Source organism: Streptomyces sp. NPDC104309 (genome assembly GCF_055584025.1).
The window spans coordinates 56,979-70,443 of the sequence record NZ_JBVJMV010000020.1; the positions used below are offsets into that span (position 1 = coordinate 56,979).

Sequence of the window (13,465 nt, forward strand, 5' to 3'; positions counted from 1 at the left end):
CGGGCTCGGAGCGGCCCGCTCAGGTGACGTAGAAGATCCCGGCGTCCGTGCCCGCGGGCGTGTACTGCGCGAGCCGCGCGCGCAGGCTGTCCTCGCGCTGCGGCCGGAACAGGTCGTGGAAGGCGCCCATTTCGGCCCCGTCCTGCGCCCCGCGCCGGATCTCCCGGGCGCAGCGGTCCGCCAACTGCCCGTACCAGGGCGTGCCGTAGCGCTCGGACGTGAACAGCGGCCGTACGCGAGAGGCCGCGTCGCCATCGGCCGGGTCCGGCAGGCAGCGGTGCCTGCGCGGCGTGCGCGATCCCGCGGGAACGTACGAGAAGCGCAGGCAGCCGATGCCGCGACGCGCCACGTGGAGCCGTCCGGTGAACAGGGAGTCCTCCGCGATGGCCACCGCATGCGTGTGGACCTCGCCGATCACCGTGGTGCGGTGGGCGTGCAGTACGGCGTGGGCGTGACGGCAGTCCGGGGCGGACAGGGCCGGGCGCTCGCTTCCGGTGGCGTCCAGGACGCTGTCGCGGATGTGGATGTCGAGAGGGTCCTCGGACACCTCGTCGCCGATGACCTCGATGGTGCCGAGGACGGCGGCCTCGATCTGCAGGCATGCCGTGGTGCGCTCCAGGACGATGCTCGGCTCCTGTGGGGAGTGCGGATCGCATTCGGGTTCGAGGGACCAGCCGGGTACGAGCGTGGTGTGCCGCATGACGACCGCGCCCATCGGACCCGTCACATTGATGCCGCGGCCGGCGACGAGCAGCCCGTCGAGGGTGATCCGTGGACGCTCGCCCGATGTGCAATCTCCGCCCACGGCACGGATGTTCAGCGCGTCCGGACGGTTGCTGTACCAGTCCAGCAGCCGGATCACGGGGCGGGTGCCCTCCGCCGCGCGCAGTTCGAGGCGGTCGCCGGGGTCGAGGTCGAAGTCCAGCTGCTCCTGATGGGCTCCGCTGTGCGTGATCTCGATGATGCCCTCGGGCCCGCAGTTCCCGGCCCGCCGGTCGTGCTGCCAGGCCCGGTACGCGTCCATGATCTGCCGGTACGTCTGTTCGGGCCCCACCCGGTAGACCGTGGCGTCCGGGCGCGGCCGACGGTCCCGTGCGTACTCGCCGCCGCCCATGTCGGCACCGAACGCGTAGTGGTAGTCGACCCGGACACCCTGCCGGGGCGCGGACCGCGACCCGAAGGCGATCCGCCCGAGTTCCGGATCGACGGCCACCTGCCCGTGCTTCGGCCGGTAGCGCCAGTCCGACAGATCGGCCACCACGATGTCCGACGGAGGCACCGGCCTGTCCTCGCCGTCGCGCCGGATGACGAAGCTCTTGCCGGGACCGTAGTGGTCGGTGAGCCGGTCGTGCAGTTGGCGGCGCCGGATGAACGCGGGGACGTTGTCGATCGTCGCGATGTGCGTCGCCGACGGTTCGGGGACCGGCTTGGTCACCAGCGGGCTGTCGTTGCCGAGGATCGAGAAGGTGTACAGATTGCGGGCCCGGTCGATGCAGTACGCGGGTGAGGACGTCAGCGAGTACGCCTTCAGCCGCCAGACGAAGAGGCCCACCCCGGCAGGAGTCGAACCGCCCTGCCTGCGGGTGGAGCCGGCGCTCCTGACGTCGACCGAGCGGGCCACCGTACCGAAGGCGGAGCCCGCCAGGTCGAGCGCGGACCCGTCGCGCAGATCGGCGAGGCGGCCGCGCTCCGAGCGGCTCCCGTGCGCGGACCCGGAGGCCCCGGAGCCGTACAGCTTGACCGGCTGGTGGTGCGAGACGAGCCGGGACAGCTCGACCGCCCGGGACGGCCATGGGGACACCTGTGCACAGAGCTCTTCGAGCAGGTGCAGCGTGCCCTTGCGGCGCAGGTGGGCGACCGTGGCGGCCACGTCCCGCCGCGGCGCGATCGCCTCCGTCAGTGCGGCGGCCGAACTCCCGCCCCGCAGACCGGTGGTGAGGACGCGCTCATAGCCGGGCAGAGTGCGATATCCCACCAAGTCGCCCAGATAGGGAAGCACCCAGGGTGCCGCCGTCTCCACGAACAGATCCTCGTAGCTCTGCTCGACCCCGTTGCGTACGACGTCGATCTGCTCGGCCATCACCGCGAGGAGGGCGCGCAGCGGCTCGCCCTCCTCGGCGTCCCTGAGGCGGTGCCACGGGGGGAGCAGCTGAGCGAGCCCGTCCGGCTCCCTGGACATCACTTGACCTCCGTCAGAATCAGCGTGTCCGCGGCCTTCGGCGTCAGCAGCACGAGCTGCGCCGGGCGGATACCGCGGAAGACGAACACCGAACGGCCCTCGGCGAGGCGCCGGGTATCGGTGATGTCGGGGTTGAGGCGCAGGAGTTCGGCGATCGGCACGCCGTGCCGGTCACAGACCTCCGACAGTGTCTCGCCGCCCTTCGCGCGCACGGTGTGGATCTTCTCGTCGAACGCCGCCGCGCGCGCCGGGACCGTGGACCTCGGCTCGCCGGGTGTGCCGAGCAGCCGCGTCAGCTCCTGTGCGGTGGCGCCCGCGACGTCGGAAGCGGAGACCCCCGTGAAGACATCGACATCGAGGTAGTCGACCCCCGGCACCGAATGCGCCGTCGCGAGGACCTCCGAGAGGCGCGCCGGCTCGCCCAACTCGGCGCCATCGAAACCGAGTCGGCGCAGCAGGGCCTGGCGCAGCCGTGGCTCCACGAGCTCCCAGGTGTGGTCGGGTTCGAGCTTCACCTTCGCGGAGATGAGGAGCAGCACCAGTTCGCGGACCTCGACCCGGACGGGCAGGCTCGCGTCACCGTACTTGGTGAGCGAGCCGCGCAGTGCGCGCAGCACGGCCGAGTCCCCGAGGGCATCGGCGAGCGGGACATCGTCCGTTCCCGCGACCGTCAGGTGCAGGACGCGCCGTCGCCCGTCGAAGAGTTCACCCGCGACGGCCCGGCCGATCCCGGCGCGGGAACGCGCGAAGTCCTCGTAGTCGGACACGGACACCAGACGGTCCAGGGCCGCGACCGCGAGCGGCACGGTGCGCCGGGTCAGGGCCGGCCCGTCCGCGTCCGCACCGCCCGAAGCCGGGCGCGGATTGGTGACCGCGGTGACGCCGAGCGGACGGGTCATCGCCTGGGTGATGCGCTCCGCCGCGACGTTCGCGGCGCTGCCGGTGCCGAAGCGGTAACGGGCGCGCACGTTCTCGTGGCCGCTGGGCAGGCGCGCGCCGTGCACGCCGTCGCCGAACGTCACCGTCGTGCGGCCGTCGCCGGTCGTGCCCGTGATGTGGACCCGCTCGCCCGGCCCGCGCCCCGCGAGACTGTCGACCGCGTGCCAGAGCAGCCCGTCGACGCGGATCTCCAGGACGGGAGTGGCACCCAGCGGGGTGTCGGACGCCGTCCAGGTGAGCGGCGACTGCCACAACGCGAACGTCTGGTTCGTGCGGTCGGCGTCGCCGCTGCCGATCGGCTCGTCCCGCCCCTCGCCGTGCGTCGCCTCCACCACATTGCCGAGGACCTTCACCGTCTCGCGCCGGTAGCGGTACGCGAGCTCGGTGGTCAGCGTCAGCCGGGTACGGACGTGGTCGCCCGGCAGCCGAGGATCGAGCGCGGGCTCGGCGGCGGCGATCACCACCACCTCGGTGGCCTCGACGCCCACGCCCGAGGTACCGGGTACGTCGCTGCGCATGCCGCTGACGACGAGGGTGCGGCCGGGGCGCAACCCGTCGTAGAGCTCGGCGAGTTCCAGCTCGTTGCCGTGCACGTCCTCGCCGAGGGGCTCGTCCGCCATGCGCAGCGGCTCACCCGCGGCATGCACGGTGGTGTCGCGGATGTGCGAGAGCAGGACGTCCTTGTCGTCCAGCCAGGGGTCGGCCAGGACGAGTTCGGTGCCGCGGCCCGTGATGCCGTAGTTGGTGTACGCGGCCGTGCGCACGGCCACCACCTTCGTGGTGACGAGCTTGAACGCCTTGTCGCCGGGGTGGGCGTCGTCATCCCCCTTGGCAGGGCGCTCGATCGCGACCCAGCTGCCGACGGCGATGCTGTCGTACACGGTGTCCAGCTGCACCACACGACGGTTGGCAGGGGCCGGTTTCGTGGCGATGACGATCTCCACCTCGGGTGCGGTGGTGCCGACCGTGTACCGGAGGGCCACCTCGTACTCGCCGTGCGAGAAATGCACCGGGACGCCCGGCCGGAGCGGGACCTCCTTGGCTGTGCCGTTGTACACACCGACGTTGATCACGCCGTTGGCGTCCGGACGCGGCACGAAGAGCGTGCGCTCGGGCAGCCCCGAGTGGAGGCGGGCGGTGACGCCCGGCTCCTGGGAGTCGGTGGGACGCCGGCTGAGCCAGTTCAGCTCGCGGTCCTGACCACTGCGGGTGGACAGCTCGACCTGGCCGGGGCCGAGGGGAAGGTCGACCGGCTGGGGGACCGGGAGGGTCCTGGCCCGCTGGTCGGAGCTGCTGCCCTCGACGTGCTGGAACTCGGCCGTCTGCGGCACTTTCCCCGCCGGGTCGAACACCACGCGCATGGTGGTGAGGACTGCGCCGGTCAGGGGCCAGTCGGCGGTACGGATCACCCGGCCCCGGTCGTCCTGGACCGGCTTCAGTGGAGCCGTCGCCCCGAAGGGGGCCGCCTGTGCGCGCAGCGCGAGCAGTTCACGCAGAAGGTGGGGAGCGCCCGGGACCGCGGCCTGCCGCCAGACGGGATAGAGGGTGCCCAGGGCCGGGTCGAGGGTCCCGAGCAGGCGCGCGGTGTCCGCGCCGGGCCTGCTGGCGCGGGTGCCGCCGCCCGGGGTCGGAGCCCTTCCGCTCAGCGCGGGGAGGATGTCGGTGAGGGCCTGCAGCGCGGCCTCCTCCGGGCGGGGCAGCGCGGTGGCCGTCCGTACCGGCGAGGTACCCCCCTCCGGTCGGGTCGGGGACGCCTCCGGTACGGACGGGTCCTGCACAGGCCGGGACACCGTGTTCGGGCGGGACAGGTCGGTGTCCGGCCGGGACGGGTCCGTTCCGTTCCGGGCCGGGGCCAGTTCACCCGCCCGCTCCGCGAGTTCCGCCAGCACCGCTTCGAGCCGTGCGAACCACTCGGCCACGTCCTCGTACGGTGTCGCCAGGACCTGTGCCTCGGCGAGGCGGTCCACGGGCTCGGTGAGCGCGGAGGCCAGCTGGTCCGGAGTCCGCACCTCGTCGAGGTCCTCCCGCAGCGGAGCGAGGACCTGGTCGTCGAAGTCGTCGATCAGACGGCTCACCGGGCGTGGATCGGGGACCTCGGGCGTGGGCGGCACGTCACCCGGTTCGCCCGGATCCGCGGGCGCGGCGATCCAGCGGCGCACCTCGTCGACGAGCTCCTTGAGCGTCGGCGGGGCCGAGCGCGGCAGGCCGATCGCCGTGATCCCGTCCTCGTGGTCGACGCGTACGCGCGCGACGGGCAGCAGCAGCCGCTCGCCCCCGGCCTGTTCACCGAAGACGAAGAGCAGCTGGTCACCTGCCCGGAGGGAGTTCGCCGTGCCCTCGACGAAGAGTTCGGAGCGGCGGGCGAGGTCCTGCGGGGTGATCAGGGAGGGACGCCTGCGGCGGAGCGCCAGTTCGTTCCAGTCCCAGCGCGCCGTCAGGTCCCGGCCGGTCTCGAACGTCTGCGACTCCTCGTCGGCCGACGCGGGGACGCTGTTGCTGCGCGCCCCGCGCGGGATGAGCACGGAAAGGGTCTCGGCCCGGGGGTCGCGGTCGAGGGTGTACGCGAGATGCGTGTCCGCCGCCACACCGGGGCGCGGCCGATGACCGACCAGGCGGCCCAGCAGCACCAGCGAGCGGTGCTCGTTCGCGGTCCGCAGATAGGCCTCGTCGGCGATCCGCTCGGAGTGGAACGTCAGCAGGTCACCGAGGACGGCCGTCGCGTCGAGGAGACCGATCGCCGGGTCGTCGGGGGTGCGGACGGTCAGCCTGCCGAGCGCCGGGTGGGCGGGGGAGGCAAGCCGGTCGAGCAGGGCTGAAAGGAACGAGCCGTACTCGCCGACGCGGTAGTCGAGGGCGGTGCGGCCCGGCGGGTTGTGGGGCGCGGAAGGTGCCACCCGCTCGTCGTGACCGCCCGCGCGGGTACCGGCGCAGCCACAGCCGCAGTCGGGGGTGGGCTCGTCGCTCATCGGGCACCTCCGGGGTCTGCCGCCGAGGGTCGGTGGCGATGGTCGCTGACGGCGTACGGGACGGGGCGCGACGCGGCGGGCCGGCCCGCACGCGGCGTGGTACGGCCGACGGCCGTGCCACGGCCTGTCGCGCTCATCGGGCACCCCCCAGGGAGATCGCCAGATGGCCGTTCTCCGGCCGGGCGGGGTCGTTGTCGCAGAGGGCGATTTCCAGCGGGCCGAGCCGCAGCACGCCGTCCTCCCTCTCTCCTCGGTCCTCTTCGAACAGCCGCCGCAGACGGGCGACATGCACGCTCTCCACGCCCTGGACGGCCGCGGCGGCCGCGACCAGGCGGCTGAGCCTGACCGGCTCGCCGAACGTCAGCGCGTCGGGGTGGAAGAAGCCGAGCCGCCCGCCCGCGAGCCGGCCACGGCCGAGCACGCGGTACAGCTCGGCCAGGATCTGCCCCTGCTGGTGTCCGGGCTTCGCGCACACCGACAGCGCGATGTCGAGCGGCACGAGGCGCGCGGGCCCCACCACCACATCGTGTCCGATGCGCCGGTAGACCTCCAGGGACTGGGCCACCGCGTCGAGCAGCGCCGGCGCCGGATCCCCGGTGCCCCGGGCGTCGATCGCGATGTGCGCCTCCTGGACACTGCCCGTCCAGCGCAGCTCCGCCGCCGCCCGCTGTACCCCGGGCAGGGCCGAGGCGAGACTCGCGTAGTCGTCGGCGGTCACGGCGCGAAGCCGGGTGCGGCGCAGGTCGAGCGGGGCCAACTGGCGGACCTGTTCGAGGGGTTCGGGCTCCGTCCCGCCCACGGCGGGGAGCGGGTTGCGTATCCCGGTCACCAGCGGCCCGTCGTTCCGGTCCGTACGCTCGTCGTCGCGGAGCACCACCAGATGGTTGATGGCCTCCGCGCCGACATTGCCCGCGGGGCCACCGCCCAGCCTGTAGTGGAGTTCCAGGCGTGAGCCGGGCGTCGGCGTCGCGCCGTGCCGCCCGTCGCCGAAGCGCAGCGCGAGCCGCCCGTCGTCCTCCAGCTCACCCACGAAGTGCCGTTCGCGGGGGCCGCTTTCGAGCAGATCGCGGCGCGGCGTCCAGCGCAGCTCGCCCTCGTGCAGGCACACGGCGGGAAGGGCGCGGCGGGGGTCCTGAGCCAGTCCCGCCGAGGCGGAGCCCCGCAGGACCGGCTCGTCCGGGTGCAGTCCCTGGGCGTACGCCGGCCCCCAACTGTGCGCGATCTCCCAGGCGATGTGACCTTCGAGGACCGTCCCGGTACGGGCGCGCGCGGTCAGTACCTCGACGCGGCGCAGCTTGGCGTCGAGCAACCGATCGCTGCGGTGCAGGAGTTCGCGCAGAGCGCGCACCGGGTGCAGGCGCAGTTCGAGACGGTCGAGGACCTTCAGCCCGTAGATCACGGCCAGCTCGGCGATCTCCTCCTCGCCGAGTCCGTCGCGGTCGCGGGCACTGCGCCACAGCTCCACCAGGCGCTGCTTCACCCGTTCCGGGATGGCGCCGATCCGCTCGGCCTGCCCCGCGGAAACGGCGCGGGGGTCGGGGAACGGCACCGCCTGCGCCACGGGGGAGCGGCCGAGCAGGGGCCGGAACCGGGGCGCGATGCCCGGGTGGACGGACTGAGCGAGCAGCGTGCGCAACGCCGCGGCCTGCGCGTACGCCGTGCCGGGCACGACGCGTTCCTGCCGCTGCCCCGCCCCCTCCAGGCCGAGCCCGGCGCGTACGGTCGCGTCCTCGCCCACCACGTCGAACAGCTCGCGGATGTCGTCCGCCAGGAGCGCCTCGCCGCATTCGGCCTTGTCCGTGAGGGAGTTGATGAGTCTTGCCGTCGCGTTGCCCTCGTCGCGATCCCAGCAGCCGAACGCGGGAGGACCGCAGGGTGCCACGACGGCGGGCGCGGGCGGCACGACCGTCGTCTCCGCCGGGGCGTCCCCGGACCATCGCAGCGTACGGCCGTGGTCGACGAGGACCACGTTGCCGCGTGCCATGGCGACGTCCGCGACGGGTGCGCAGTCGCGTCCGCCGCGCGTGGTCAGACGGAGCGGGAAGCGCAGCGCGTCCTCGGCCGCCCAGGTGACCTCCAGGACCGGCTGGTCCTCGACGCGGTCGACGCCGGGTGTGACGGACGTGAGGCGCACGGCCTGCCGGTGCGTCGGATCGGAGTCGCCCGGTGTCCCGGTGCGCGGCCCTTTCACCTCTTCCAGAATCAGCAAGTCGCCGGCCCGCAGGCCGAGCCGGCGCCCCTCGCAGGTCTCCGCGTCACGCCATTCGTCGCGCAGGGTGGCCGCCGTGGCCCCCTTCGGCAGGGAGCACACGTCGCTGCCCCAGGTCCACAGCCGGATCGCGTTGTGTGCGGCCCGCAGCTCAAGGGGATCACCGGCCGCGACCGGCTCGAACACTTCCACGGTGCCCCGCTCCACGAGATCGGCGAGGTCACGGTCGTCGATGACCGTCCCGGGTGCGGGCCGGTCATGCGGATCGAGGACGCCTACGTCGACGGAGGCGAAGCGGAACGAGCCCGCCGGCAGCGTGTGCTCACCGGCCGCCTCCACGGTCACGTACGCGCGCGAGGCGCAGCCGTCGTGCATCGCGTAGTCGATGAGCCGCACATGACGCCGTACGGAGACCCGGCGGCGCGCGGTGTCGAGATACGCCTCCGTGGCGACCGCGTCCTGCTGGTAGCTGATCTGGTCACCGGTGTACGCGAGCAGCTCGACGAGCGTCATCCCGAGGTCGGCCGGGTTGCGCTCGATCCAGTCGGGTGTGGTGAGGGCCAGACGGTCCAGAAGGACCTTGCGGATGGTGTCGTAGTCGCGGGCCGTGTAGTCGACGACCGGTGTCCGGGGGAGGACGGGTTGCTCCGCCGCCTCGTCCTCGCAGTCGAAGGGTGTGGGGCAATCGGGCCTGAAGGCGAACGTCGCACTGTGGTAACGCTGGTCGAAGCCGCGGAAGGGCTCCGTCCCCGGCCGCCCGTACGGATCGGTCTCCACCAGACGGAGCCGGTAGCGGGAGGTGTCGCCGGCCTTGTCGAGCGTGACATACAGACGGTCGTCGAGTTCGGGATCCTCCTCGCGCTCCACACTGACGTCGACGGCCTCGATGCCGGTGATCCGACGGCCGCCGTCGACGCGAACGTTCTGGGCGCGCAGGCCGTGCGGGGCCTTGCCGAGAAAGGAGACGGTGAGCAGCAGTCCGTCGTCACTGACCTCGACGGCGTCGACTCCGTTGAGCTGCGCCGCCCTCACCTTGGCCCGGCGGGTGGACACGGAACCGTTCACGCCTCGGCCCTCCCTTCGAAGACGTCGTCACGACGGCTCCCCGTGGAGCGCACGGTGTACGACAGGTGCACGCGGACGACGTTCTCCTCGCTCACCACGTCCAGGGCCGCCACCTCGATGAGGTCGCCGAGCACGCGCTGCAGCGCCGCCTGCACCGAGAGCTCCAGCGCACTGGCCAGCTCGGGGCTGTTGGGCGTGAAGACCAGATCGAGCAGGCCGCAGCCGAAGTCGGGTCGCATCACGCGCTCGCCGGGGCTGGTGAACAGCAACTGCTCGATCAGGTCGCGCACATGCTCGTCGCGGTCGGCGTGCGCGGTGCGCCCCCGCCGGTCGACCCGGAACGGAAAGGCGAGGTCGCTGCGGACCCGGGTACGTGGGTTCATCGGACGGTCACCTCTCGCTGCGAGGGCTGGACGAAGGGCGGGCCCTGCGGTACGAACGACGCCGTGACGCACTGGGCGGCGGAGGTGTCGAGCAGCACCGGCGTGCCGTCGACCGTGACGCCGGTGCCGGCCCCGGTCCAGCGGACGGCGACACACGGCTCGGGCGCGCCGTCGACGGTGTGGGGGCAGCCGGCCACGGCGTAGCCGTGGGCGGCCGTTGCGACGGGCGCGCCGTCGATGAGCACGGCCCGGTCCGACGGACCCGTCGTCGCGGTGGCGCGACCGCCGTGCGGGCAGTTGATCACGGCACCGGAGCCACCGCCCGAGCCGATGGTGAGCAGATTGCCGGACATCCCGGGCATCCTGTTGATCCCCCGTTCTCTATCGCTTGGCGGCCATGTTCAACTGGCCCTTGTTGATGGTCACTTCGTTGCCGCGCAGAATGACTTCGGCCCCGCCGCCGGTCGCGATGACCACGGCCTCCTTGGTGACCCGGATGTAGGCGCCGTCCCGCGCCTGGAGCAGAATCCCCTGCTCGGGCGCGTCGTTCATCACGATCTTGTGATTTCCCGGGGTCTGCACGACGACCGGCTTGTTCGGCGAGTTCTGCTGCGCGGCGGCACGAGCGTCCGGTGGCAGTTCGGCCTCGGACCCGTACCAGCATCCCGTCCACACCGGGAAGCTCGGATCGCCCTGCTCGAACTCGACCCACACGCCCGTGCCCGGCGGAGGCACCACGAACTGGCCCGACTGTGGTCCGGTGAAGGGCAGACAAGGCAGCGCCCAGGTCGACGGCTCATCGCCCAGGACGTCCGGGACCTCGACCGTGACCCGGCCGATGTGCAGCGGGTCGTTGTTGTCCACGACTCGGCCGCGGAACTTGCCGAGATAGCGATTGCTGGGTGCTGCCATGCTGAACTGCTCCTGATCTGCCGGAGTTTGCCCGCTGATTCCTCAGGGCCGTACGTACGGACTGCGCGCTTCGAGCCCTTCCCGCGAGAGGGTGAAGTTCTGCTGGAAGGAGCCGGGGCGCAGGTTGTGCGTCACGGACTTGACGTAGTAGTCGCCGTCGTACGCACGCCCGGAGCCGCGCACGCCGACCAACTGGCGCGGCTGGAGGATGTAGCCGTGCCGGTTGACGTCGAGTGATCCCGACCCGGAGATCACGTCGGCGGACACGGCCGCGCGCGCGAGCAGTTCGGCCTCGGCCGCCTCCCGCTGCTGCTTGGCGGTACCGGAGAGGGTCCTGCGCTTGAGCGCGGGGGTGGCCCGTTTGCCCAGTGGCGGGCGCAAGGGGCTGATGACCGGCTGGGGGAGCAGGGTGGACTGCCGGGTCCCCGGGTCCTGCCAGCGCGCCTGCGGCTCCTCGCGGGCCGTTCCGTCGTACGCGAACGTCAGCTGGTCGACCGTGGAGTTGGCGTCCATGTTGACGTTGAGGGCGTGCTGGCGGATGCCGAGGCGGACCTCGGGGCCCCAGCGGGCCGACGACTGGCCGGGGGCCGGGCCCGGCTCCAGGTAGAAGGTGTACCCGTTGGCACGGGCCAGCTCGGTCACGTACTGCAGATCCGTGCCCGTCCGGTAGTGCACGCGCAGGTTCTGGTGCGGTGGCTGGGCGATCTTCTCCTTGTACACGTCCGGTCGGATGCCGTAGTCCGAGTAGCGCCGCAGGATCGCGAGCACACGCTCGGACGGCGGAAGGTTGGGATAGCTGTCCGTGCGCTCCTTCAGGTCCATGAGCAGCGTCAGGTCCTCGCCGGTCACGGTCAGGGTGGAGTGTCCCGGCTGGTTGCTGGTGCCGACTTCCTGACGCACGATCAGCCCGTCGAAGAGGACCTCGGGTGTGCCCCTGACCGTGACCGTGACGATGACGCGTGTCTTCGGGTCGAAGAATCCCTCGGGGAGCAGGGTGCTGCTGATGAGCCCGTTCTTGGTCAGGTCGAAGGCGAGCTGGAACCCGCTCCGTTCACCCGCGGTCGCGGTGATCTGCGCGGAGAGAAGCGCCTGTGCCACCTCGGCGGGGACCGGACGGGCCAGCTGCGGTCCCATGGCGAGGGTGATGTGGACAGGGCCCTGGCCCACGGGCAGTTCAGACACGCCGGTCCCCCCGGGGGAAGTTGCCGGCGAGCGGAATCCCGATCTCGACGCCGGGTTCGGCGGTGAGTTCGCGCGGGTCGAGCACCGGGTTGGCGTCGGCGATCTGCCACCACTGGCGGGGGTCGCCGAAGTAGCGCTGCCCCAGCAGGTCGGGACGGTCGCCGGCGTTCACGGAATGAGGCTGCGTGTCGTCGGCCTCGACCGTGGCCGCAGGCAGTAACCGACGCTTGGTGTAGCGGACCTCGGTGCCGTCCGGCTGCCGGTGCACGCCGATTTCGGCGTCGTGGTAGCGGCTGGATCGGGGATAGGGATGGGCGCCGGGTGTGGCATCCAGGGCGTTCTCGTACGGTTCCGTGCCGGCCATGGTCTTCGGTCAGCCCCTTCCCATGCCGATGTCGCCGGGTGTCAGCCCGAGCGTGCCGAGACTTCCCGCCCGCGCGGCACCTGCCAGTCGCTCCTTCTGCGCGAGATGCGCGAAGTACAGCTCGGCACCACGGTGTCCGGCCGGCAGATCGCTGACGGTGAGCACCTTCAGACCGATACTGAGCGAGGCGCGGATCGGGTTGAGATTCACGTCGAAGGCGGATTCATTGATGGACAGTTCGGTGAGCCGCACGGGCATGACGCGCTTGCTGCCCCAGGTGAAGAGGGTCAGCGGCATCTCTATCGGACTGATCTCGATGGTCCCCTTCTTGGACAGGCGACTGGCTTCACGGAGTTGGGCCGAGGTCGGCTGAACGAGCATTTCCAGCACGGCCAGTTGGGGGTGGATGCCGTCCGGCGCGGCGATCTCGAACTGGTCGGTGGCGTCGATCTCGGCGGTGAACTTCCAGGTCTCCTGTGCGGGACCCTTCAGACGCAGAGCCTCGTTCCGGTCCCCGCTTCCGCTGCCCCCGCCGCCGGAGTCACCGCTGCCGCCGGCCGACTGGGGGGAGAGGCTGCGTTCGAGGGTGTCCGGGTTGAACTGGAGGACGATGATGCGTTGGGGGGTGCCGCGTTCGGGGTCGATGAGGACTATTCCGGAGCGGATGGGTTTGGGGATGTCCGCGTAGCGGGTCATGAGCCGCCCTTCGCCTGGTCGACGATCGTTGAAATGGCCATGGACCACCAGGTCCTGGGCTCGCGAAAGGCGTAGGGATCCCGCTCCCGCAGATGCTCGCCGAGTGCATCGGCGGATCGCCTCTCCTCGTCCGGGCTCATGCCCTCCGCCTGGTAGAAGACCCCGATGTGGTGAATGAAATCAACGAAATTACTGAAGGAACTGTTGATGACCTCGGCCGCAGGGTTGGCGTCATCCAGCGAGCAGAGCACGACCAGACTGTTTTTGGCGTCAAGGAAGTAACGCATCCTCTGATGGCGCCCCGGCGCCCCCAGGAAAATGGCCGCGTTGGAGGTGCCGTCCGGCGTGTCGAGTGGCTGAACGCTGAACAGTCCGGGAGGTCCCTCAAGTTCGGTGGTGAAAGCGGTTCCGATGTCACGAGGCAGACCCACATGGGAAAGGAGCAGTGCGTCGAGTTCCGAGAGCCCGAGACTCACTGCTTCATCGAAATCGAGAGTGATGATGTTCTCCTCGTCGAAAACGTCGGCGAGAATGTCACGCGAGAGCATGTGCGATACGTCCTTCGGATTG

Annotated in this window: 10 protein-coding genes; all 10 read right to left on the minus strand. The window is 71.4% G+C overall.

Annotated elements, in window-relative coordinates:
• Positions 1-19 precede the first annotated feature (19 nt).
• Positions 20-2,179 (minus strand): hypothetical protein, encoded by a 2,160-nt coding sequence (locus ACZ68L_RS27050; protein WP_469581382.1) that lies wholly within the window; start codon positions 2,177-2,179, stop codon positions 20-22.
• The gene (locus tag ACZ68L_RS27055) at positions 2,179-6,084 is read right to left on the minus strand and encodes a putative baseplate assembly protein (RefSeq protein WP_469581385.1); all 3,906 of its coding nucleotides are present in this window, start codon (positions 6,082-6,084) and stop codon (positions 2,179-2,181) included. Before ACZ68L_RS27055 ends, ACZ68L_RS27050 begins: the two co-directional genes overlap by 1 nt.
• A gap of 133 nt (positions 6,085-6,217) precedes the next feature.
• Positions 6,218-9,358 (minus strand): putative baseplate assembly protein, encoded by a 3,141-nt coding sequence (locus ACZ68L_RS27060; RefSeq protein WP_469581389.1) that lies wholly within the window; start codon positions 9,356-9,358, stop codon positions 6,218-6,220.
• The gene (locus tag ACZ68L_RS27065; protein WP_469581393.1) at positions 9,355-9,741 is read right to left on the minus strand and encodes a GPW/gp25 family protein; all 387 of its coding nucleotides are present in this window, start codon (positions 9,739-9,741) and stop codon (positions 9,355-9,357) included. Before ACZ68L_RS27065 ends, ACZ68L_RS27060 begins: the two co-directional genes overlap by 4 nt.
• Positions 9,738-10,094: a hypothetical protein gene (locus ACZ68L_RS27070; RefSeq protein ID WP_469581396.1), complete on the minus strand. Its 357-nt coding sequence runs from the start codon at positions 10,092-10,094 to the stop codon at positions 9,738-9,740. The genes ACZ68L_RS27065 and ACZ68L_RS27070 overlap by 4 nt, the downstream gene beginning before the upstream one ends.
• 28 nt (positions 10,095-10,122) lie before the next feature.
• Positions 10,123-10,653 (minus strand): phage baseplate assembly protein V, encoded by a 531-nt coding sequence (locus ACZ68L_RS27075; protein WP_469581399.1) that lies wholly within the window; start codon positions 10,651-10,653, stop codon positions 10,123-10,125.
• A 42-nt stretch (positions 10,654-10,695) separates the two neighbouring features.
• Complete coding sequence (locus ACZ68L_RS27080) at positions 10,696-11,835, minus strand: hypothetical protein (protein ID WP_469581402.1); 1,140 nt, start codon at positions 11,833-11,835, stop codon at positions 10,696-10,698.
• Positions 11,828-12,199 carry a LysM peptidoglycan-binding domain-containing protein gene (locus tag ACZ68L_RS27085; protein WP_469581405.1) on the minus strand — a complete coding sequence of 124 codons (372 nt, stop codon included), beginning with the start codon at positions 12,197-12,199 and terminating at the stop codon, positions 11,828-11,830. Before ACZ68L_RS27085 ends, ACZ68L_RS27080 begins: the two co-directional genes overlap by 8 nt.
• Before the next feature lie 9 nt (positions 12,200-12,208).
• Positions 12,209-12,895, minus strand: coding sequence for a hypothetical protein (locus ACZ68L_RS27090; RefSeq protein WP_469581409.1), 687 nt, complete (start codon positions 12,893-12,895; stop codon positions 12,209-12,211).
• Complete coding sequence (locus tag ACZ68L_RS27095) at positions 12,892-13,443, minus strand: SUKH-4 family immunity protein (RefSeq protein WP_469581412.1); 552 nt, start codon at positions 13,441-13,443, stop codon at positions 12,892-12,894. Before ACZ68L_RS27095 ends, ACZ68L_RS27090 begins: the two co-directional genes overlap by 4 nt.
• Positions 13,444-13,465: the final 22 nt, after the last annotated feature.

Coding starts and splice junctions, on each gene's coding strand:
- ACZ68L_RS27050 (WP_469581382.1), bottom strand. CDS start 2,179: ATGTCCAGGGAGCCGGACGGGCTCGCTCAGCTGCTCCCCCCGTGGCAC.
- ACZ68L_RS27055 (WP_469581385.1), bottom strand. CDS start 6,084: ATGAGCGACGAGCCCACCCCCGACTGCGGCTGTGGCTGCGCCGGTACC.
- ACZ68L_RS27065 (WP_469581393.1), bottom strand. CDS start 9,741: ATGAACCCACGTACCCGGGTCCGCAGCGACCTCGCCTTTCCGTTCCGG.
- ACZ68L_RS27070 (WP_469581396.1), bottom strand. CDS start 10,094: ATGTCCGGCAATCTGCTCACCATCGGCTCGGGCGGTGGCTCCGGTGCC.
- ACZ68L_RS27075 (WP_469581399.1), bottom strand. CDS start 10,653: ATGGCAGCACCCAGCAATCGCTATCTCGGCAAGTTCCGCGGCCGAGTC.
- ACZ68L_RS27085 (WP_469581405.1), bottom strand. CDS start 12,199: ATGGCCGGCACGGAACCGTACGAGAACGCCCTGGATGCCACACCCGGC.
- ACZ68L_RS27090 (WP_469581409.1), bottom strand. CDS start 12,895: ATGACCCGCTACGCGGACATCCCCAAACCCATCCGCTCCGGAATAGTC.
- ACZ68L_RS27095 (WP_469581412.1), bottom strand. CDS start 13,443: ATGCTCTCGCGTGACATTCTCGCCGACGTTTTCGACGAGGAGAACATC.